Annotated in this window: 20 protein-coding genes and 1 pseudogene; 7 read left to right on the top strand and 14 right to left on the bottom strand. The window is 63.6% G+C overall.

Annotation, left to right across the window (positions count from 1 at the left end):
- Window positions 1–119 precede the first annotated feature (119 nt).
- From GVL04_RS11780 to GVL04_RS11765, 4 genes are all read left to right on the top strand, one after another.
- Window positions 120–629 (top strand): RNA polymerase sigma factor, encoded by a 510-nt coding sequence (locus tag GVL04_RS11780; protein WP_159704353.1) that lies wholly within the window; start codon window positions 120–122, stop codon window positions 627–629.
- Between the two features lie 5 nt (window positions 630–634).
- Window positions 635–1,672, top strand: coding sequence for a hypothetical protein (locus tag GVL04_RS11775; protein WP_159704350.1), 1,038 nt, complete (start codon window positions 635–637; stop codon window positions 1,670–1,672).
- 219 nt (window positions 1,673–1,891) lie between these two features.
- Window positions 1,892–2,089 (top strand): hypothetical protein, encoded by a 198-nt coding sequence (locus GVL04_RS11770; protein ID WP_090823937.1) that lies wholly within the window; start codon window positions 1,892–1,894, stop codon window positions 2,087–2,089.
- A complete protein-coding gene (locus GVL04_RS11765) occupies window positions 2,086–2,316 on the top strand; it encodes a hypothetical protein (RefSeq protein WP_159704347.1) in 231 nt (76 codons plus the stop codon). The genes GVL04_RS11770 and GVL04_RS11765 overlap by 4 nt, the downstream gene beginning before the upstream one ends.
- 74 nt (window positions 2,317–2,390) lie before the next feature.
- Here the strand turns inward: GVL04_RS11765 and GVL04_RS11760 are convergent, their stop codons facing one another.
- From GVL04_RS11760 to GVL04_RS11740, 5 genes and pseudogenes are all read right to left on the bottom strand, one after another.
- Window positions 2,391–3,440, bottom strand: a complete 1,050-nt coding sequence (locus tag GVL04_RS11760) for a beta-propeller fold lactonase family protein (protein ID WP_200846827.1) — start codon at window positions 3,438–3,440, stop codon at window positions 2,391–2,393.
- Window positions 3,441–3,443: 3 nt separating this feature from the next.
- A complete protein-coding gene (locus GVL04_RS11755) occupies window positions 3,444–4,274 on the bottom strand; it encodes an aldo/keto reductase (protein WP_159704344.1) in 831 nt (276 codons plus the stop codon).
- Between the two features lie 59 nt (window positions 4,275–4,333).
- A pseudogene (locus GVL04_RS11750) lies at window positions 4,334–5,370 on the bottom strand (NAD-dependent epimerase/dehydratase family protein).
- Window positions 5,367–6,338, bottom strand: coding sequence for an aldo/keto reductase (locus GVL04_RS11745; protein ID WP_159704341.1), 972 nt, complete (start codon window positions 6,336–6,338; stop codon window positions 5,367–5,369). The pseudogene GVL04_RS11750 and the gene GVL04_RS11745 overlap by 4 nt, the downstream one beginning before the upstream one ends.
- Window positions 6,339–6,370: 32 nt before the next feature.
- Complete coding sequence (locus tag GVL04_RS11740) at window positions 6,371–7,192, bottom strand: aldo/keto reductase (protein WP_159704338.1); 822 nt, start codon at window positions 7,190–7,192, stop codon at window positions 6,371–6,373.
- A gap of 201 nt (window positions 7,193–7,393) precedes the next feature.
- On the opposite strand from GVL04_RS11740, the gene GVL04_RS11735 reads away from it, so the two are divergent.
- On the top strand, window positions 7,394–8,272 hold the full coding sequence (locus tag GVL04_RS11735) for a helix-turn-helix transcriptional regulator (RefSeq protein WP_159704335.1): 879 nt from the start codon (window positions 7,394–7,396) through the stop codon (window positions 8,270–8,272).
- A 53-nt stretch (window positions 8,273–8,325) separates the two neighbouring features.
- Here the strand turns inward: GVL04_RS11735 and GVL04_RS11730 are convergent, their stop codons facing one another.
- The gene (locus tag GVL04_RS11730; RefSeq protein ID WP_011773002.1) at window positions 8,326–8,535 is read right to left on the bottom strand and encodes a dodecin; all 210 of its coding nucleotides are present in this window, start codon (window positions 8,533–8,535) and stop codon (window positions 8,326–8,328) included.
- A gap of 186 nt (window positions 8,536–8,721) precedes the next feature.
- Here GVL04_RS11730 and GVL04_RS11725 point away from each other — a divergent pair, with 186 nt between their 5' ends.
- On the top strand, window positions 8,722–9,153 hold the full coding sequence (locus tag GVL04_RS11725; RefSeq protein WP_159704332.1) for a universal stress protein: 432 nt from the start codon (window positions 8,722–8,724) through the stop codon (window positions 9,151–9,153).
- Window positions 9,154–9,233: 80 nt separating this feature from the next.
- Here the strand turns inward: GVL04_RS11725 and GVL04_RS11720 are convergent, their stop codons facing one another.
- From GVL04_RS11720 to GVL04_RS24515, 7 genes are all read right to left on the bottom strand, one after another.
- Window positions 9,234–10,910, bottom strand: coding sequence for a thiamine pyrophosphate-binding protein (locus GVL04_RS11720; protein WP_159704329.1), 1,677 nt, complete (start codon window positions 10,908–10,910; stop codon window positions 9,234–9,236).
- The gene (locus GVL04_RS11715) at window positions 10,907–11,683 is read right to left on the bottom strand and encodes a cyclase family protein (RefSeq protein ID WP_159704326.1); all 777 of its coding nucleotides are present in this window, start codon (window positions 11,681–11,683) and stop codon (window positions 10,907–10,909) included. Before GVL04_RS11715 ends, GVL04_RS11720 begins: the two co-directional genes overlap by 4 nt.
- 7 nt (window positions 11,684–11,690) lie before the next feature.
- Entirely contained in the window at window positions 11,691–13,322 is a 1,632-nt protein-coding gene (locus GVL04_RS11710) for an NAD(P)/FAD-dependent oxidoreductase (RefSeq protein ID WP_159704323.1), read from the bottom strand.
- A gap of 17 nt (window positions 13,323–13,339) precedes the next feature.
- Window positions 13,340–15,103 carry a flavin reductase gene (locus GVL04_RS11705; RefSeq protein WP_159704320.1) on the bottom strand — a complete coding sequence of 588 codons (1,764 nt, stop codon included), beginning with the start codon at window positions 15,101–15,103 and terminating at the stop codon, window positions 13,340–13,342.
- A gap of 27 nt (window positions 15,104–15,130) precedes the next feature.
- Entirely contained in the window at window positions 15,131–16,372 is a 1,242-nt protein-coding gene (locus GVL04_RS11700; protein ID WP_159704318.1) for a styrene monooxygenase/indole monooxygenase family protein, read from the bottom strand.
- 44 nt (window positions 16,373–16,416) lie between these two features.
- Entirely contained in the window at window positions 16,417–17,205 is a 789-nt protein-coding gene (locus GVL04_RS11695; protein ID WP_159704316.1) for an SDR family oxidoreductase, read from the bottom strand.
- A 116-nt stretch (window positions 17,206–17,321) separates the two neighbouring features.
- On the bottom strand, window positions 17,322–17,480 hold the full coding sequence (locus GVL04_RS24515) for a hypothetical protein (RefSeq protein ID WP_200846826.1): 159 nt from the start codon (window positions 17,478–17,480) through the stop codon (window positions 17,322–17,324).
- A 151-nt stretch (window positions 17,481–17,631) separates the two neighbouring features.
- On the opposite strand from GVL04_RS24515, the gene GVL04_RS11690 reads away from it, so the two are divergent.
- Entirely contained in the window at window positions 17,632–18,603 is a 972-nt protein-coding gene (locus GVL04_RS11690) for an AraC family transcriptional regulator (RefSeq protein ID WP_159704313.1), read from the top strand.
- On the opposite strand, the gene GVL04_RS11685 is transcribed toward GVL04_RS11690, so the two are convergent.
- Window positions 18,604–19,305: a FadR/GntR family transcriptional regulator gene (locus GVL04_RS11685; protein WP_159704310.1), complete on the bottom strand. Its 702-nt coding sequence runs from the start codon at window positions 19,303–19,305 to the stop codon at window positions 18,604–18,606.
- Window positions 19,306–19,313: the final 8 nt, after the last annotated feature.

The raw sequence follows: 19,313 nt of genomic DNA, 5'->3' as shown, positions 1-19,313 counted from the left end.
TTCGAATCTATCGTGGTGCATCTCAAAGAGAATGTGCCGCACCCTGTAACCGATGGCCTTGAGCCGGAAACTATACAAGTATCCTGCAGTTCAGGGCTCAACATTTTCAGGGGGAAATCGTGCTTTCCGAGCGCGAATTGGCGTTCATCGCCATTCACAAAGACAGCTATCCATCCGTTTTCAGGTTCGTGCGCCGACGCGTGGAATCGGCGGAGATGGCCGAAGAGATCGCCGCCGACGTTTTCCGCGTCATCTGGCAAAAGTGGTCCGACGATGTCCGCCCGGATCTCGCCTACCTACTGACCGTTGCCCGCAACCTCGTGGGCAATGCCTACCGGAGCCGCGACCGGCAGCATGCCCTGCAGGAAAAACTTAGGACGACGGCGGTGGAGCGTTACGGCGATGACTCCGAGAACGTCGCGGTACAGGATGCGATGGCCCGCCTGCGTGTCCAGGACCGGGACATCCTGCAGCTGGCCTATTGGGATGGGCTGGGCACGGCCGAGATGGCGGGTGTCCTGCAGTGCAGTGAATCCGCCGCGAAAGTCCGTCTGCACCGCGCCCGTGCAGCCCTCCGGAAGCAACTGCCAGCAGGCATAGAGACGACTACAGAGAAGTTGGGGGTCTGAAGAAAATGGATCCGATCAAGAACCTGGTTTCCGCGACCGACCCACTGGCGAACGAGCCTGCTGAGGCCAACGCCGAAGAAGCCTTGGCCCGCATGCTCACTGGGCCGCGGGTTTTCAGTGACAACAATCCGGCAGCCGCCGTGGTCTCCCTGGAGGACCGAAGGCGCCGCAAAGCCCGGATCGCTGGTGGACTGCTGCTCGGTGCTGCGGCGGTGACTGCGGGCGTCCTTGTGGCGGCCAACTTCGGGCCGCTGACGACTGCTCCAGCGCCGGCAGTGTCTGTCACGCCGACAGAAGCGAACCCGTCACCCAGCGTGTCCCTCACGCCGACGCCGACCGCGACGCCGTCGGCCACTCCGGAGGCGACTCCGACGACCGCCCCCACCCAGGCGCCGACTCCCACCATCCCCGCGGCGGCCACCACCGCACCCGTGGTACCACCGGTTCAGGTGCCGACGAGTCAGACATTCACCTTCCCGGACGGCCACCTTTCCTTCACGTACCCGGTCGGTTGGAGCGTCAAAACGGAACCGGGGCCATACGCGACGGAGGCGGACAAGGCTGCGTCCACCATCGCCAAGGTCTTGGACAGCTCTGGCACTGAGGTCGCCGTGATATTCAACGGCAATTATGGCGATGGTACCGGGGGGTTGGTGGACCGAACCATCCTCGACAGGGCAGTGGTTCCCGGTGTTCGCGCCACTTCAGGTGAGCTGGTGGAGTTCGGTTTCTCCTCGTACCAGTCGCAGTACGTTCCGTACGAAGGTCCCCCCTACGAGGGAATGCCCTCACCACAAACGGGACCGGTCGACGGTCCTCCGACGTACATCATGGATGCGCGGCTCTCGTCGGAACTCAAGGCCGGTATCAGCTCCTCCGGCACCAACCAGGTCCGGGTTCCCAACGGCATCATGAGCGCCTACGTTCAGTTTGATGCCACCAAGAACCCAGCCTTCGCTACCCCTGAAGCCGCCAAGGCCTGGATGGGCACCACGCAGTACGCCCAACTGAAGAGCTTGCTCCTGAGCCTCAGCTACAAGTAGTCCACATAGGTGACAGTAAACGGCGCACTGACGGTTCAGAGCGACGTTTGCTGTCACCTACTTGGGTTAGCGGGGAAATACCACTGTGCTGATGCATGGCGCTGCGCGAAAATGTTATGCATCCGTCCATAACAAAGCCGTTGTGACTTGCATAGGGTTGAAGAGATCTGCTTCACACCACGCAGCGCCCCGATCTACTCCCAAGGATGAGTTTCAACGATGAAGAGCATCGCCCTCCTGCGCGAACGAGCCACCCGCGTCATGCCGACCGGTTCCCACTGCCCGGCGTCGGGCCTGTGGAGCCCGGACTCCGATCCGGACGCCGTTCAGGTGTTCCCGGAAGGCCACCTGCTGCCTGCCCACAACGGAGTCGCTACTGTCTGGCGGCGCCGCACTGCTGCCGAAGTTTCAGCGTGACCAGCTCCATCCTGAACCGGCCCGCCGACTACCGGCACGTCCCGGCCGCGGAGTGGTCCGAGCTTAGCTCCGGGGATCCCGTGTGGATCTACGACGTCGCGTGGGGCGCCGGCACGGGCCGCGTTGACGACGTTTCCAAGCACCAGGAACTGCTGTGGGTGGTCCTGGAACCGACGGGCCGCAAGCTGATCTGTGGCACGGACGACGTCCAGGTCTGGTCCGTCTAAAAAGACTCGCCGAGATGGCAAATGATGACAATGTCTGAGCGGATGATTGTCATTAAATGCCGTCTCGGCGGCATTTAACCGGCGGGAACCAGCACGCTGGGTGAGCCCGTCCCTACCCGGCTGACGGGTCCGTCCGGCAGCCCGGTTGCGGGGTCGAGTTTGAAGCTCACGACGTCGTTGGACCGCTCATGCGCGACGTACAGCCAGTCTTCGCGGACCAGGTGGTGGCGAGGCCAGTCGCCGCCGCAAGGAACGTCGGCAAGGGGCTCGAGTTGCTTCCCGTCGTGGGTCACCTTCAGCACGCAGATCCGGTTGGAGCCCCGGACGCCCATGTAGGCGAATCGACCGTCCGGCGACAGCGCGATTTCCGCGCCCGAGTCGCCGTCGAACGGCTTGTTGATGCTGGCCGGAACAATTGCGGTGAGTTCGTATGTGCCGTCCGGCTCCATCCGAACCGCTGCCACCTCCACAGAGTATTCCGTGTCCACAAACACCGTTCCGCTGCGGTGCCGCGCCATGTGCCGCGGTCCCGAGCCCTTGGGCAGCACCACCTGATGGTCAGGCTGCAGGCCCTCGCCCGGCACGTACTTCCACACGCGAACCAAGTCATGCCCCAGATCGGTTGTCATGACCCTTCCGTCGGGAAGCATGAGGCTGGAGTGGGCACGGCTGGGCCGCTCGCGGTCGGTGGGTGCTGTGAAGTGGGGATCGACGGCGGCTGCCGCGCTTGTGCGCGACGTAATGGCGCCGTCGTCGTCCAGTTCGTAGAGGATGACCTGTCCATCGCCCCAGCACGTGGCCACAACAAACCGGCCTTGGGGATCCACGGCAACGTGGCAGGTGGCGTCACCTGCCGGCCAGGGTTCGCCGAACGCCTCCAGTTCGGCGTCGCCTGTCCGGCGATAGGCGCGCACTGTCTTGCCTTCCTCGGCAGCAGCATAGATAACGGGGACGGTGGGGTGCAGGGCGAGGAACGACGGTGAATTGGCCTCGATGGCCAAGCCAACGGACGTAAGCTGGCCATCTTCATCTGCCGAGAGCGCAGTGATTCCTTGTCCGTGGCCGTTCCTGTCGGCTGTGTAGCAGCCCACCCAGATCAGGGTTCCTGCGTCTCTTGCTGCCATGCGTCAGTGCCCCTGAACGTCCGAGTCGACGCCCGCGTCAGGTCCGCCGTCGAGGGTCTGCAGTTTGGTGAGGTCGTCCTGGTCCAGTTCGAAGTCGAAGACGTCCAGGTTTTCCTGCATCCGCTGTGGATTGGCTGTCTTGGGGATGGCAACGAGTCCCTGCTGGACATGCCAGCGGAGCACTACCTGGCCCGGCGTCTTTCCATACTTCCCACCGATGCTGGACAACACAGGGGCGTTGAGCAGATCGCTGCTGGCACCCAACGGGCTGTAGGACTCCGTGACGATGCTGTGCTGTTCGTTGAAGGACCGGGCGACCGACCGGGGAATGGAAGGGCTGACCTGAATCTGGTTGACTGCCGGCACAACGCTGGTTTCCGAGAACAAACGGTCCAGGTGCGCAGGCTTGAAGTTGGAGACGCCAATGGAGCGCACTTTGCCCGAGGCTTGCAGTTCCTCGAAGGTCTTCCACGTGGAGACGAACTCGTCGCGACGCGGGAGCGGCCAGTGGATCAGGAGCAGGTCAACGTACTCCAGCCCGAGGCGCTCCAGCGACCCGTCCAGTCCGGCAATGGCCTTGCCGGAGCCATGGAATTCGCCGTCCAGTTTGGTGGTGATGAAGAGTTCTTCGCGAGCCACTCCGCAGGCCCGGATACCGTTGCCGACCCCCTTCTCATTGCCGTACTTCTTGGCAGTGTCCACGTGCCGATAGCCGTGTGACACGGCCTCAACTACGGCGTCCGCAACCTCGGAATCATTCAACGGCCACGTGCCGAGTCCCAGTTGCGGGATCTTGAAGCCATCATTGAGCTCGATGAGTGGGGCAAGTGTCATGGCTTGGTCTCCTCTGGGTTTCTCTGTTTCTACGCTGACCGCTTGCTGCTTGGCAACAGCTATCTTCGCGACCAGTCATACAGCCGATCGCTCAACTCCATGAACTCCTCTTTCACTACCTGCAGCTCAGGGTGGGTGTCATGCCACTCGATGATCTCCCTGGCACCGTCCGCGAACGGAATGGTTGCCCGGTAATCAGGAACCAGCGCCTTGATCTTGGAGTTGTCGAACACCACGGAGTGGGAGCGGTCGCCCAGCAGGTTGGGGCCCAGTTCCGGGCTATGGGCGGCTATGGTCTCGGAGGAAACGTGAAACAGTTCGGGCTCCGCGACGCCGGCCGCGCGGGCAAAGAGTCGATAGACCTGGTCCCACGGCAGGAACTCGTCCGAGGTAATCGTGTAACTCTCGCCCGCTGCCTGTGGCCTGCCCAGCAGGCCGACAAATGCCTTGGCGAAATCCCTGCTGTGCGTCAGTGTCCACAGCGAGGTTCCGTCACCGTGAACCAGGACGGGCATCCCGGCGCGCAGGCGGTGAATGTCGGTCCAACCGCCCACCATCGCGATCTTGGTGCGGTCATAGGTATGGGACGGCCGCACCACAGTCACCGGGAAGTCCTCCTCCCGGTATGCCTCGAACAGGAGCTCCTCGCAGGCGATCTTGTCTCGGGAGTACTGCCAGAACGGATTCTTCAGCGGTGTCGATTCCCTGATCGGCAGCGTTGTTGGCGGTTTTTGGTACGCCGAAGCGGAACTGATGAACACGTACTGCCCTGTTCGACCTCGAAACATTTCCAAGCCGGCCAGGGCCTGATCCGGTGTGAAGGAGATGAAGTCCGCAACGGCGTCGAACTCCCTGCCTTGCAGTACCTCGCGCACCGCTTCGGCGTCCCGGATGTCTGCGTGGAGGACCTCGGCGCCGTCCGGAACCGGCCGCCCGGCCGACCGTCCCCTGGTGAGGATGGTCAGCCGGTGGCCCAGCGCGACGGCGCGTTCAGCCGCCGCCGCACTGATGACCCCGGTCCCGCCATGAACAAGATGTTCCGCGGCGAGACGGTGTCCGCCTGCGGGAGGAGGCTGCCCTGGATGAGGGTGCTCACCAGGCGTAATCCTCGGGAGCAGGACGGTGGCCCGGGAAGATGTCGTCGAGGCGTTTGAGGGCGTCCTCGTTCAGCGAGACGTCGAGTGCCCGGATGGCTGCGTCCAGCTGCTCCTGCGTGCGTGGCCCAACGATGGGTGCCGTCACTGCAGGCTGGTGAAGTAACCATGCCAGCGCGACATCACCGGGCGCGTGGCCGAGCTCGTCCGCGAAATCCTCGTACTGGCGGATCTGGTCCTCATGCTTCTTCAGGGTTTCGAGTGCCCGGCCCTCGACGCGGCGAACGCCCTGCTCTTCTTTCTTGAGAACGCCCCCCAGCAGGCCACCCTGCAGCGGCGACCACGGGATCAACCCAAGCCCATACTGCTGGGCCGCCGGAATCACCTCAAGCTCAAGTTCACGCCGGAAGAGGTTGTAGATGGACTGCTCGCTGACCAAGCCGGTGTAGTTCCTTCGGCGGGCAGCTTCCTGGGCCTGGGCGATGTGCCAGCCGGCAAAGTTGCTGCTGCCCGAGTACAGGATCTTGCCCTGCTGAACGGCAACCTCGATGGCCTGCCAGATCTCGTCCCAAGGGGTATCGCGGTCGATGTGGTGGAACTGGTAGATATCGATGTAGTCCGTCTGCAGGCGCTTCAGGCTCGCATCAAGTGCGCGCCTGATATTCAATGCTGACAACTTGGACTCGTTGGGCCGGTCCGTCATGGTGCCGTACAACTTGGTAGCCAGGACTGTCCGCTCGCGGCGCTCGCCGCCCTTCGCGAACCAGCGGCCGATGATTTCCTCGGTCCAACCACGGTGGCCGGTTCCGCCGTACACGTTGGCGGTGTCAAAGAAGTTGATGCCGGAATCCAGTGCGGAGTCCATGATCGAGTGGGCTGTTGCTTCATCCGTCTGGGGGCCGAAGTTCATGGTGCCCAGGCAGAGGCGGGAGACTTTCAGGCCGGAGCGGCCAAGGTGGGTGTACTGCATGGCTGTTGAGTCCTTTGCTTTTGTTCGGGAGCTTAGAGCTGCGTGAAAGCGGCGACGGCGGGATCGGAACCGATGCGGGCGCCCGCCTCAAGTGCCGTTATTGCTGCCAGTTCGGAGTCGGTGAGGCTGAGGTCGGCCGCGCCAAAGTTCTCGCGCATGCGGGTGGAGTCTGCGGATTTGGGAATCACGATGGTTCCCTGGGCGAGGTGCCAGGCCAGGATGACCTGTGCAGGACTGGTGCCGTGGGCAGCTGCAATGAGGGCCACCTGCTCGGCATTCAAGTCCTTGCCCTGGCCGAGCGGGCTGTACGCCTCAACGGCGATTCCCAAATCACGGCACTTGCTGGCCAGTTCGGCCTGCTGGAACGTCGGGTGGACTTCGATCTGGTTCACGGCAGGCACCACTTCTGCTTCCTTCAGCAGCGTGTCCACGTGGTCCGAGAGGAAGTTGGAGATGCCGATGGCCCGGATCTGCTTGTCCTGGTACAGCTTCTCCATCTCCTTCCAGGCCTGTGTGAAAAGGCCTTGGGATGGTACGGGCCAGTGGATCAGGTAGAGGTCGATGACCTCAAGGCCCAAGGCGTCCCGGCTGCGCTGGAAGGCGTCATAGGCCTCGCCTTGCTCGCCGTTGCGGAGTTTGGTGGTGATGAAAAGTTCTTCGCGGGGAATGCCCGAGGCCGCGACGGCGGCGCCAACACCGGCTTCGTTTCGGTAGGCAGCGGCGGTGTCGATGTGACGGTAGCCGGCTTCCAAGGCATCTTCCACGACCTTCTGCGTTTCGTCCGCAGGTACTTGGAAAACACCAAATCCGAGCTGGGGGATGGTGACGCCGTTATTCAATGTCAGCTCTGGCATGACGGTCTCCTTCGACGGGATGGCTATGGCGGTGACACTCCGTCTTCCTGGTTTCCAGAAAGCGTTTTCGGAGGCTCTGTACTGAGCCTATGCAGTTTTGGCGGCAGAGTCAGCAATCCAACCTGATCCTGTTTTTCCTAGGTCTGGCAGTCCTACCCACAATGATGGTCTTTCACACACCTGCAGCGGCAGAATAGACGGATGGGTCAAAGCGCCGAGTTCGGAAAATTCCTCAAAGTCATGCGTGCCCGCCTCTCACCCGAAGACGCCGGAGCGCAGGAGTCCAGCGGCGCCCGCCGCGTGCCCGGACTCCGCCGCGAAGAGGTGGCACGCCTTTCCGGCGTGAGCACCGACTACTACACGCGCCTTGAGCAGGGCCGCAACATCCACCCCTCCAGGGCTGTCCTGGATTCCGTGGCACGGGCATTGCGCCTGGACGCAGGGGAACAGGCACACATGATGGATCTGCTGGAGCACTGCGCCAGCTCTGCGGGCAACCCCGGACCCGTGCAAAAGGTGAGGCCTGCGTTGCGGCAGCTGCTGGACGCCGTCGGAGATGTTCCTGCCATGGTGTTGGGCCGGCGCGCGGATGTCCTGGCCGGAAACCGGCTGGCTCATTTGCTCTTTACCGATTTCTCGGTGCTGCCTGCACCCGAGCGGAACCTGACGCGATGGATCATCCTGGACCCCTCGGCCGGGGCGCTGTTCAGGGATTGGAAGACCGTGGCAGCCGAGGCCGTTGGGGCGCTGCGCATGGACGTGGGCCGGCACCCCAATGATCCCCAAACCAATCAATTGGTGGGCGAACTCGCCGTCCACAGCGATCATTTCCGTCAGTGGTGGGCCGGGCACAGGGTTGCCTCGCGCTCCGCTGGTACGGTCCGGTTGCACCACCCGGTGGTGGGGGACCTGGAACTGAACTTCGAAACCCTGAGTCTCCCGGACGACCCCGACCAGCTCCTCCGGGTCTATTCCGCGAAGGCTGGTTCGCCGTCGTCGGACGCTTTGACGCTGCTCAGCTTTGGTGAGGTTGGCACCCAAGCCCCGGTCCCCGAACCCGCTCGCCGAGACGACAGTTAATGCCAATGTTTTCCAGAAACATTGGCATTAACTGTCAACTCGCGTAGAGGGGTTCAGCGCTCCAGGCGGAACCCAAGCTTGATGGTCACCTGCCAGTCGGCCACTGCGCCGTCCTCCAGGTGGCCACGGATCTCCTTGACCTCAAACCAGTCCAGGTTCCGAAGGGTTTGGGAGGCTGTCGCGATGCCGTTCTTGATCGCGTCGTCAACGCCCTCGGTGGAAGTTCCTACAATTTCGGAAACGCTATATGTGTGGCCAGCCATGGTGCTCCTCATCATCGGTCCCTGAATCTCTGGAAACCGGCCCGCAAGGCAGGCCGTCCATGCAGATTAGCCCACTGATGTCCGCGCGGCCAGAGTCCCTTTGGCCCGGCTTTCGCCCGAGTCCTTGCTGGTGAGTGTAGATTTCTTGCAGCAGCACCCAGCGAATCCCCACAACCAGGAGTACTCATGTCAGAAGTTATTGTCGTCGGCGTTGACAACAGTGAGACTGCCAAGCGCGCAGCAGTTGCAGCAGCGAAGCTCGCCACGGCTCTCGGTGCCGAGCTGCACGTGATCAGCGGCTTCTCCGATGACCGCATCGAAGAATTCGGCAGCGGCAGCGACCGCATCACCGTCTCGTCGGCAGACTCCGCAGAATACGTCGCCCGCAAGGTTTCCGAAGAACTGGACGTCCCCGGTGGCAGCGTCAAGTACTTCGCAGCCCGCGGCACTCCGGCCAATGCCCTGATCAACTACGCAGAGACCAACAATGCCTCGCTGATCGTGGTCGGCAACAAGCGCATGAAGGGCCTCGGCCGTGTCCTGGGCAGCATCGCCAACAGCGTGGCACACGGTGCTCCGTGCGACGTGTACATCGTCAACACGGACGTGGACGCGTAACCCACCCATGTAAGTAGCAGCAGAGCGCGTTTTCAGAGCTCAAAACGCGCTCTGCTGCGACCTGGTTGGGCTGCCCGCGCTTAGTGGCCCTGGAACGCCTCAGCCAGCCACCACGAGCCACCGTCGGAAGCGATCTTCGCGTCGATGACCAAGGGGCGGTCCTGCGTTCCGGCTTCGTAGGCGGCGATCCACGGGCGTATCGCTTCGAGGTCGGCTACGTTCCGGACGGTCACGCCTTCGGCCCCGAAGCCGCGGGCGATCGCGGCGATGTCGGTGTCGGGGAAGACCACGCTGGAGAGGTCTGCTTCTGTATGTTCCGAGGCGAAGTGATGGACCTCGGCTCCGTACGCGGCGTCGTTGTACACGATGCACACCAGCGGCAGTTTCAGCCGGGCGGCGGTTTCCAGTTCGCTGATGCCCATGAGGAATCCACCATCTCCGGCGCCGAGGACCGGCAGCCGGTGCGGTTGCGCCAAGGCGGCCCCGATCGCCGTGTACAGTCCCAACCCGATCGCCTGGAACGCTTGGGTGAAGCAGAAACCGAACTCGTCCGGCACAGCAAGATACTGGCTGGGATAGCCCATGAAATTGCCCGAATCGACGGCCACGATCCGCTCTGCGGGGAGCATGGAGTCGAGTTCGCGGCTAAGGACGCGCGGATCGATGGACGTCGCCGTAGAGAGGTCTTCTGTGGAAACGTCCCGCCACCGCGAACCCTGCTTGATGGCCAGGGCGTTGGCTTCGGTGCGGTACTTTTCGGCGGGCTCCGGCTGCACGGCGCGCAATGCCTCCAACGCGTCGGCGGCCGTCAGCGCCGAGTCGCCCAGGAGCCCGAGGGTGATGGGCCGGTTCGCGCCCAGCGCGGAATCCTCAACGTCGATCTGCACCACGTTCGCGACGGCGGATATCAGCCGCCCATGCCGCATGGTCCACATATTCAAGGCGCAGCCCCACCCCACGATCAGGTCCGCATCGCTGATCAACTCGGCGGTCAGCGGGGAGGAGAAACCTCCGGAGATACCGAGGTTGTGGGAGTCGCCGTTGAACAGCCCGTTTGCCACAGCAGACGTCGCCACCAGCGCCCCCGCATGGTGCGCCAGCTCCAGGATTTCGTCCCGGGCGCCCCGTCCGCCCCGTCCGGCCACGAAAACCGGCCGTTCGGCGGCGGAAATCAGCGCCACCAGTTGCCCAATGGCGGCAGCATCCGGGCGAACCTTCAAAGCTTGAGGCACGACGACGGTACCCACCTCGTCCGCAGCGGTGGCACTTTGGACGTCCAGCGGCAAGCTCAGGACAACCGTGCGGCGCTCGTTCACTGCGGTCCGGAAAGCCCTGGCGGTGTCCGCGACAGCTGTGGCGGGGGAGTGGATCCGTTCCGCGACGGCGCCGACGCTCCGGGCCAAGGCATCCTGGTCGATCTTGAAGTTGGACCTGATCGCGGCAGCTTGGGTGTCGGCAGTCAGGACGATCATTGGGGTACGGCCCTTCGCTGCCTCCCCGATCCCCGTGATGGCGTTGCTCAGCCCGCAGCCCTGATGCGTGGTGATCACGCCAACCTTGCCTGACATCCGGGAAAAGGCGTCTGCCATGGTTGCGGCGCCGCCCTCGTGCCGGGTGGCGGTGAACGGGATACCTTCGGCCATGAGGGTGCTTGTGACGTCGAAGTTGCCGCTGCCCACTACACCGAACACGTGGCCGACGCCGAGCTTGGCCAGCGTCCTGCCCACCAGGGCCGAAACCCTAACCTGTTCACTCATGCTTTTTCCACCAACGCGTATACCCGGCTCGGGCTGCCCGTGCCGCCGACGATCGGCAAGGGAGCAACCACCAGCGTGGCGCCCGTGACGGGGAGCCGGTCCACGTTCCGCAGCGAGGTGACGCCGTACTTGTCCGCTCCGAGCAGGAATGAGTGGACGGGGAACATCGGATCCAGGGCACCAGCCTGGCCGGCGTCGATGCCCACGGTTTCAACACCGAAACCGCTGATGGAGGCGTTGCCGGCGAGCCACTTGGCACCTGCCGCGGAGACCCCCGGTGTGTGGGGTCCGGCGTCGTCCGCGTTGGCGAAAGCCGCGGCGTCGGTGCCGCGGGCCGCCCAGCCGGTCCGGAAGATGATCCAGCAGTTCCCGGGGAGGGCGCCGTGCTCTTCCTGCCACTGTTCGAAGTGCTCCGGTTCGAGGAGGAAATCCGGGTCCGCGGCAACTTCTGCGGTCTTGTCGATCACCACAACGGGACCAACCAGTCGCTGCGGCTCGATCTGGTCCACGGACTTGCCGTCCTTGCCCGTGATCCAGTGCACCGGAGCGTCCAGGTGCGTCCCGGCATGTTCGCCCACGGTTACGTCGTTCCACGCCCAGGCCGGGCCGGCGTCGTCGAAATTGCTCACGGGCGAGACGGACAAGCCCACCGTGTTCGCGAACGGCTGCGGCAGGTTCAGGATGGGGGTTTCGGAACTCAGGGGCGTGGTGAGGTCGATGATCTCCACCGAACCGCTCGAAAGGGCTGCAGTGAGCCCGGCCAGAACAGACATTGTTCTCCTATCGCTTGCTTGGTTTCAGTGCTGCTTGAAAACGGGAAAAACGGGATGGCTGTGTGGTCAGTTTTTGGGCCACCAGGTGCCCGGAACCGCCTGACAGTCCGGGGCCCGGGTGGGTTGAGGCGCCGATATGCCAGAGCCCCTGGATGGCAGTCCGGTGTCCCGCTGCCTGCGGGAAGGGCCGCCAGAGGAGGTTCTGGAAGAGCTCGGCGGAGCCTCCGTAGGGGTCGCCGTTCACTGCGTTGGGGTTCGCGGCGAACAGATCCGTCGGGGCGATGATGTCCGAGGCCAGGACCGTAGCCCGGGTGCCAGGGGCGAAATGCTCCAGCCGGGCTAGAACGCGCTCCAGGTAGCCCTGCTTCAGTTCGTCGGTCCACCCATCCTCAACCGAAAGTTCTCCGGCAGCGTCTCCCACCGGGGTGAACGGCAATTCCTGCAGCTGCAGCCACAGCGTGGCCTTGCCTTCCGGTGCCCGCGATGGATCCAGGACGCACTGCTGGCCCACCACCACCGTGGGCTCGCTGGGCAGCAGGCCGGCCTCGGCCTGGGCGCACGCAATACCTGTGCTGTCCGAACCGTTGCTGATGTGAACCAGCGGAACCCGGTTGAGCCGGGGATCGAGCCACTCCACGGGCTTATTCAAGGCGAGGTGGATCTGCATCGCACCACGGCCGTTCTGGTAGCGTTCGGCAGCCGCGGCGGTTCCGGCCGGCGGCTGGCTGAGAAGGTGTCCGTAGAGTGCTTGGGGAGAGACGTTGGCCAGCACGGTACCGGCTGAAAGACTGCCCTGCGAGGTCCGGACCCCCGTTACAGTTGTGCCCGAAACCAGGATCTCCTCCGCCTCAGCGCCCAGCAGGATCCGCACCCCGTTGTCCCGCATCAGAGACTCAAAAGCGGCCACAAACTGCGCAGCCCCGCCCTTCACCACCGGCAGCCCGAAGCCGTGCATGCTCATGGCCATCACCGGCAACATCACCCCGCCTGTTGCCTGGTCCGGGCCCAGCCCTGCATGCAAGAGCCAGGGGGACCACAGCTGGTCAGCTTCCCAGCCATCGAAGCGGCTCCGTACGTAGTTCCGTCCGCTCATCACCGAGTCACGGACAAAAGCCTCTGTCCCGGAGAAACGCCCGCGTCGGACGGCCCCGAAGGCGATTTTCGCGACCTCCCCAAACGATCGAAGTTCTGCCCCGAACGCCCCGAAAACCGTGCCGGAGTTCCGGCCGAGGTCGTCAAGCATGGCCAGATAGGCGGCCTGGTCGCCCGGAATCTTGAACGCGGCGGCTGTTTCAGCCGGATCCCGGTGAGCGATCACCACGCGTTGGGCTCCCGTGGCGGGGTCCGCAGCAACGCTCGCCGTCACCTCGCTGGTGGTGTTGCAGTATTCCAGCCCCCTGGCGTGCAGCTCCTTGCCCAACGCCGAGTACGCGCCGCCTGACACGAACAGAGGATGCCAGGAAGAGAAGGAGTCGTGGACAAAGCCCGGCAGGGTCCGCTCCGAGGAGTGGATGAAGCCTCCCAGCCGGTCCGCACGCTCGATAATGCACACGCGCTTCCCGTCCAGGGCCAACTCGGCTGCCGCGACCAGGGAATTGATGCCCGAGCCAATGATTGCGACATCAACGGAATGGTCCATATCCGCTCCTTTCAAAACTAGAAATCCGGGTGGCTGGCGGTGGCGTGGTATTTGCCGGCGTGGAACACCAGGGGAGCGCCGCCGTCGTAGTTGTAGCTCTCCACTTCACCCACATAGATGACGTGGTCGCCGGCGTCATGCCGGGAGACCGTGCGGCACTGGAAAGTGGCCACGGCGCCGTCCAACAGCGGGACGCCGGCGATGCCCTCGGTTGTCTCCGTCCCGGCGAATTTGTCGGTTGCCGGCGTTGCGAACTGACGGGACAGGACGTGTTGGTCGCTGGCCAGGATGTTGATGGCGAAGTGCGTGGCATCCTCGAAGTCGCCCAGGCTTGGTGCGCGCTTGCTGGGGCACCACAGCACCAGTGGCGGTTCCATGGAGACTGACGTGAAGGAATTCGCGGTCATTCCCACCTTCCGGCCGTCGGCGGCAACAGTGGTCACCACGGTAACCCCCGTGGCGAACTGGCCCAACGCGCCCCTGAAATCACGGACGTCGAAAACCGACGTGTCTTCTTCTTTGCGGGCCTGCATGGAGTCCGCTGCTGCAGTGGGATCGAACCACCAAGGGTACGACGTCCGCGGATCATCGAACCCGCCCACAATGCTCGCTGCCAATGCCGGATGCTCCGCAGCCTCGCGCAGCAGTGTCTTCTGGTGGTCCCTGCGCGGCTTGAGCAGATCGTTGGTCCACTCAACCGCCCACTGACCCCAACCACGCCAGAACTCGTCGAATGTCCGCTCCATCCAGGCGCGGTCAAAAGGCTGCTGGCCACGGCGAACGATCGAATCAAGGTAGTACTTGGCGGCCAGCGTGGCGTTGTTGGAACCTTGCCCGGTGAGGGGATCGTTGAGGAGCACGGCGTCGCCCAGGCCGAAGACCAGACTGCCGTTCCCAAGTTCCCCGACGGCGGATCTTACCGTGGGCGTGATGCGTCCCAGGAGCGTGGCGCCGCTATCGGTCAGTTCCGCGGTGGCGAAGTTTTCTGCCTCGTGCGGGAAGTGCTCGCGCAGGATCTCCAGTGATCGCCCGAGTTGCTCTTCTGGGGTCCCGACGTCGGTCCAACGGTCCATGGGGCCACCCACCACGCCCTCGAACACCATCATGCGGCAGGGGCCGGAGACGGTCAGGCCTGGGAACGTGAAGAACTCGCCGACGCCGGGTGCCATGGACATGCGGATGGCGTCGCCGCCGCTGGGGTTGCTGTCGGGTGACGCGTCGGTGGCGCCGGCGGCAGCACCGCCGTCGGGCTTGACGTAGTTCAGTGCCAGAACGCGCTGCGGCCGGTCGAAGGGCGACTTCGCCTTGTCGCGCGGGAAGATCTGGCCGATCTCGCCCTTGCCAGTGCTCACAATGACGAGTTCGTAGTCGCGGGCCAGCTCTTCGAGCATGCGTGGGGTGACCTTCTCGATCCGGAAGTCGCCGCCGTTGGACACGAAGGTCTCGATCCACAGGGCACTCTTGATCCGCTGGTCGATGGAACGGGCGGGCCCGTCCAAGGGAGCTTGCCACTCGATGGGTTCGTCGGCTTCCACGCGCAACTGGATGGAGTCGATCTCCGGTACTGATCCGGACCCGTAGAATTCCGTGAGCGCTGTCCCCAATTGGGCCTCGGCGTCGAGGGCTGTGGAGAACATGCACTGGCTGGACATGACCTTGCCGGTGCGGATCTGGGCCGCGGAACGGTCGGACAAGAGTGTTACCGCGTAGCCGTCCCGTTGCAGGCCCAAAGCCAGCTGGGCGCCGGATTCCCCGGCCCCCACGATTGCTATCTTTCGCATGATTGAGTCCTTATTAGCAGGGTTGTGCTACGAAACCTTGGCGGCAGAAAGGCTCGCAAGGTAGTTGGCGGCTTTGTCCGGGTACATGAACCAATCCTGGAATTCCGGAGGATGGTTGAAGCCGTTGGCGAAGCGGTGCGCGATGTCCGGCTCGCTGTTCGCGGCGCCCAGGAGTTCAAGGACATGGGGCGGCGGCGGGGCCAGGAGGGCATTCGTCCAGTGTGCAACGTGCTGCGCGTAATCCCAATAGCGCTCGAACGTCGCCTGCATGAACGGTGCGTCGAAAACCGCACCACCGTGCTGGATGATGCTGTCCAGATATGACGCCGCGCACTTGCTCGCATTGTTGGACCCCTGTCCGGTGATGGGATCGTTCAAGACCACGACGTCGGCCAGGCCCAGTACCTGCCGGCCGCTCGGCAGCGTGGCAATCGGGTGGCGGACGGTCGGGGCAAACCTGCCCTGGAGGACACCATTGGCATCGGTCAGTTCCACATCAGTGGCCCGCTCGGCTTCCCACGGCAGGAAGGTCTTCAGGATGTTCTTGGAATTCTCCAGATGCTTTTCCGGGGTGAGGCCCTTCCATGTGTCCATCGGGCCGCCGGGCACGCCTTCGAAGACCATGATTTCGCACGGTCCGGTGGTGGTGAGCGCGGGGAACACGAAGTACTCGCCAACGCCCGGAATGAGGTTGAACGAAACGGCTGAATAGTCCTCGCGGGGCTTCAAGCCCTTGACATACGTCAAGGCCAGGGCTCGCTGCGGGGCATCGTAGGTGCTGCGTTCGGCGTCGCGGGTGAACAGCTGGGCGATCTCGCCCTTGCCGGCGGCCACAATGACCAGATCCGAGTTCTGCGTGTACTTTTCCAGCTCTTCCACGCCTGCGTCTTCGAAGACCAGCTCCCCGCCGCGTGCCGTGAACTCCTCCATGAACCGCGGGAACTTCACCCGCTGGTCGATCGACTTGGCGTGGTGGTCCAGGCGGGAGGCCCAACTGATCGCCTTCTCGCCCGGCAGCTCGGGGTGGGGGATGGTGAACGAGATGCCGTCCACGGTGGGGGCGTCAGGCCAGAAGTCCAGCCCCAGCGCCCGCTCGTGCTCCAGCGCGTTGTGGAAGATGCATTGGCTGGAGGCCACTTTGCCTTCATGGATTTCTTCCGGCGTGCGATTGGAGATGGTGGTGACCTGGAATCCGGCGTCCAGCAGGCCGATGCCCAGCTGCAGTCCGGACTGGCCGGCCCCGACGATGGTGATGTGGCGTTGCGTCATGGTGTTGCCCTTCTCTCTGGTGGAAGTTGTGGTGAAGCGTGGTGCTAGTTGGCGGCCAGCAGCGGAATGGTTTCTTCGGCGCGTTCCGGACCCAGTGCGGAGTAGCCGCCGTCGACCGCCCAATCTGCCCCGGTGACGAAGCTGGCCTGGTCGCTCGCAAGGAACGCGACGACGTCACCCACCTCATGTGGCCGGCCTACGCGCTTGAGGGCGTGGAACGGGGCGGCCACGGAATCGGTCTTTTCGAGGCTTCCGTTGCTGAGGGTGTCCATGATGTTGCTCCATACCCAGCCCGGGCTCACGGAATTGACCCGGATGCCGTCTTCCGCGAAGTCCACGGCCATGCTGCGCGTGATCTGGACCAAGGCGGCCTTGCTGGCCGGGTACAGCCAGCGGCCGGTTTGGGCGATCGAGCTGGAGATCGAGGTGAAGTTGATGATGGCGCCGTGCCCGGAGGCCTTGAGGTAGGGGCGGGCTGCGTTGCTTGCCACTACTGCGCTCACGAGGTTCACGTTGAGGGCTTCGAGCCAGTCGGCGCGACCGGAAGCGGCTCCGTCATCCTTGTAGGTGCAGGCTAGGTTCACCAGGATGTCCAGGCCGCCGTGCTGGGCTACCGTCCCGCTCAGGAGAGCGTTCACGGCGGCGTCGTCGGTGATGTCCGTGTGGGAGTAGTGGATTCCGTCGCCCAGTCCGGCGGTGAGCGATTCGCCGTCGGGAACTATGTCCGCAATCACCACCGTGGCTCCGGCGTCGCGCAGGGCGGTCACCACGCCGTGGCCCACTTTGGTTGCCCCGCCAGTGACGATTGCTGTCCTGCCTTCGAGTGCTGACATAACCAGACCCTTTCATCGCGGATTAGCTGTTACGAAAATATGACGCGCGTCATAATCTTCCTGAATGCGACTCTAGGCAGTCGCTTCCCACTTGGAATATCCACTTGGCGCAGGGGTCATCCGAATTGCGCAGGGTCTTCCTCTTCTTCGTGCCAACCGACCCAAGCCGCGGAGGTGAGTCGGGTGTCCTTGGCTTGGAGCTCCGCCGCCCAGAGCTCGAAATGGTTCCGATCCCATTCTTCGCGCCGGTCGTGCACGAGCTTGATGTTCTTCACTTGTCCTCACCCCGCTTCCTTGGTTGTTATGGTTTTGTGAGCTGCGTCATACTTGTCTTAAAAGCGACTCTAGACAGCCGCTGCACTCCGGAATATCCGCTCGACGCGGGGATCATCCGAAAAGCGAAAAGACCTGTGAAGTAGGTGTCGGATGGTGAGGATTCTTCCCCGGGACGTTCTGCGGGGGCGGCCGACGACGGCCACTACCGACGTGGACGAAGCACACGCCAAAATTGCCGAGCTGTTCTGCAGCCACGAACTGGCGCCACGGACGAGGCAGTCGTCAGTGGACATGAAGCTGCGATCCCTGCACCGTGGCGACGTGGGGATAGAGTTCCTTGACTACGGCGCGGACGTTCGGATTGACCCTGAGGGCCTGCAGGATTTCCACCTTGTCCAGATCCCGTTGGCAGGCCACGCATCCATGCAAGTTGGCTCAAGCATTGTTGACTCCAGCCCACGTTTGGCCACGGTTCCGCCCATCGACCGGCCATTTTCCATGAGCTGGGACGGCGGTAGCCCGCACCTGATCGTCTACGTCCGGCGCTCAGCGCTGGAGCGCGTAGCCGGGCAGTTGAACGGCGGCGAGAGCCCCGTGGCCCTTGGCTATGGCATGGACCTCACGGGTGCCGCCGGTCGCGCCTTCTTGAGGTCCGTCGTCGAACTTCATGACGACATGATCAGCCAGCCGCAGTCCGCAGCCCCCGCGTTTGTGCAGGGGTTGTTGGCGGACAGCATGGTGTCGCGGTTGCTGATGGCGATGGAACTACCCGGTAGCGGGACCCGGGACGCGGATTCCGAAAGCCGCCTGGTCCGCGAGTGTCGCGAACTGTTGGAAAAGCACGCTTTTGAAGAACTGACTGTCCCGGACATCGCCGAGTGCCTGGGGGTTTCGATCCGCACGCTGCAGACGGCCTTGCGGGCAGAGGCCGGTGCGACGCCGTCGGAGCTGCTGCGGAGTATCCGGCTGGATCGCGCCCACGAGATGCTGCTGGAAGCAAGCCCGCGCGAGCAGACGGTCACGGCCATCGCGGAACTCTGCGGCTTCACGCACCAAGGGCGGTTCTCCGCGCTGTACGTCAAAGCCTTCGGCGAGTTGCCGAGCGAGAGCCTGCGCCGCTAGCTAGGCCTCCAGTACGTACGTCTTCAGGTCATCCAGCGTCTGCTGCATATGGGCGTCCATGGCGAGACGCGAGTCGTTGGGATTGCGTGACTCCAATGCGGCAGCAATTTTCCGATGATGGCCGATCGCGTGTTCCTGGATTTCCGGGAACGCCGAGGTCTCGGTGCGCCTGGCCTCGAGGACCCGGTGCAGCGGCTCAAACAGGACGGCCACGAACACGTTGCCCGAAGCGTGGAGGATCACGTCGTGGAAGGCGAGGTCTGCCTCCACAAAAGCTGCGAGGTCGTTGGCCTCATGGGCTGCCTGCATTTTTTCAACGTGTTCCTTAAGCGCAACCAGCTCGTCGTCTGAGATGCGCTCCGCCGCGAGTTCGCACGCACCGGTTTCGAGCATCCGACGGAGCTCAATGAGCTGGATCGCCGCAGCAGCGTCCTTGGTTCCCTCAGACGCAGCACGCAGCACGGCTTCCAGCGATGCCCACTGGTTCAGGGGATTCACAAAGGTTCCGCGGCCCCGCTCGACGCTCAGGATTCGCTGCGCCTCAAGGGTTTTCATGGCCTCACGCACGGTCATGCGGCTTACCTCGTGCTTGGCGCTGAGCTCCAACTCTCCAGGGACCACCGTTCCAGGCGGAAACTCGCCAGCGATGATCCGGTCCAGCAGCTCATCAGCCACGACGCCGACCAGCGACTTGCGTGCCATGTATCCCC

Source organism: Arthrobacter sp. 18067, assembly GCF_902706295.1.
Taxonomy (GTDB): Bacteria; Actinomycetota; Actinomycetes; order Actinomycetales; family Micrococcaceae; genus Arthrobacter.
This window is presented reverse-complemented; position numbering and strand designations above follow the sequence as displayed.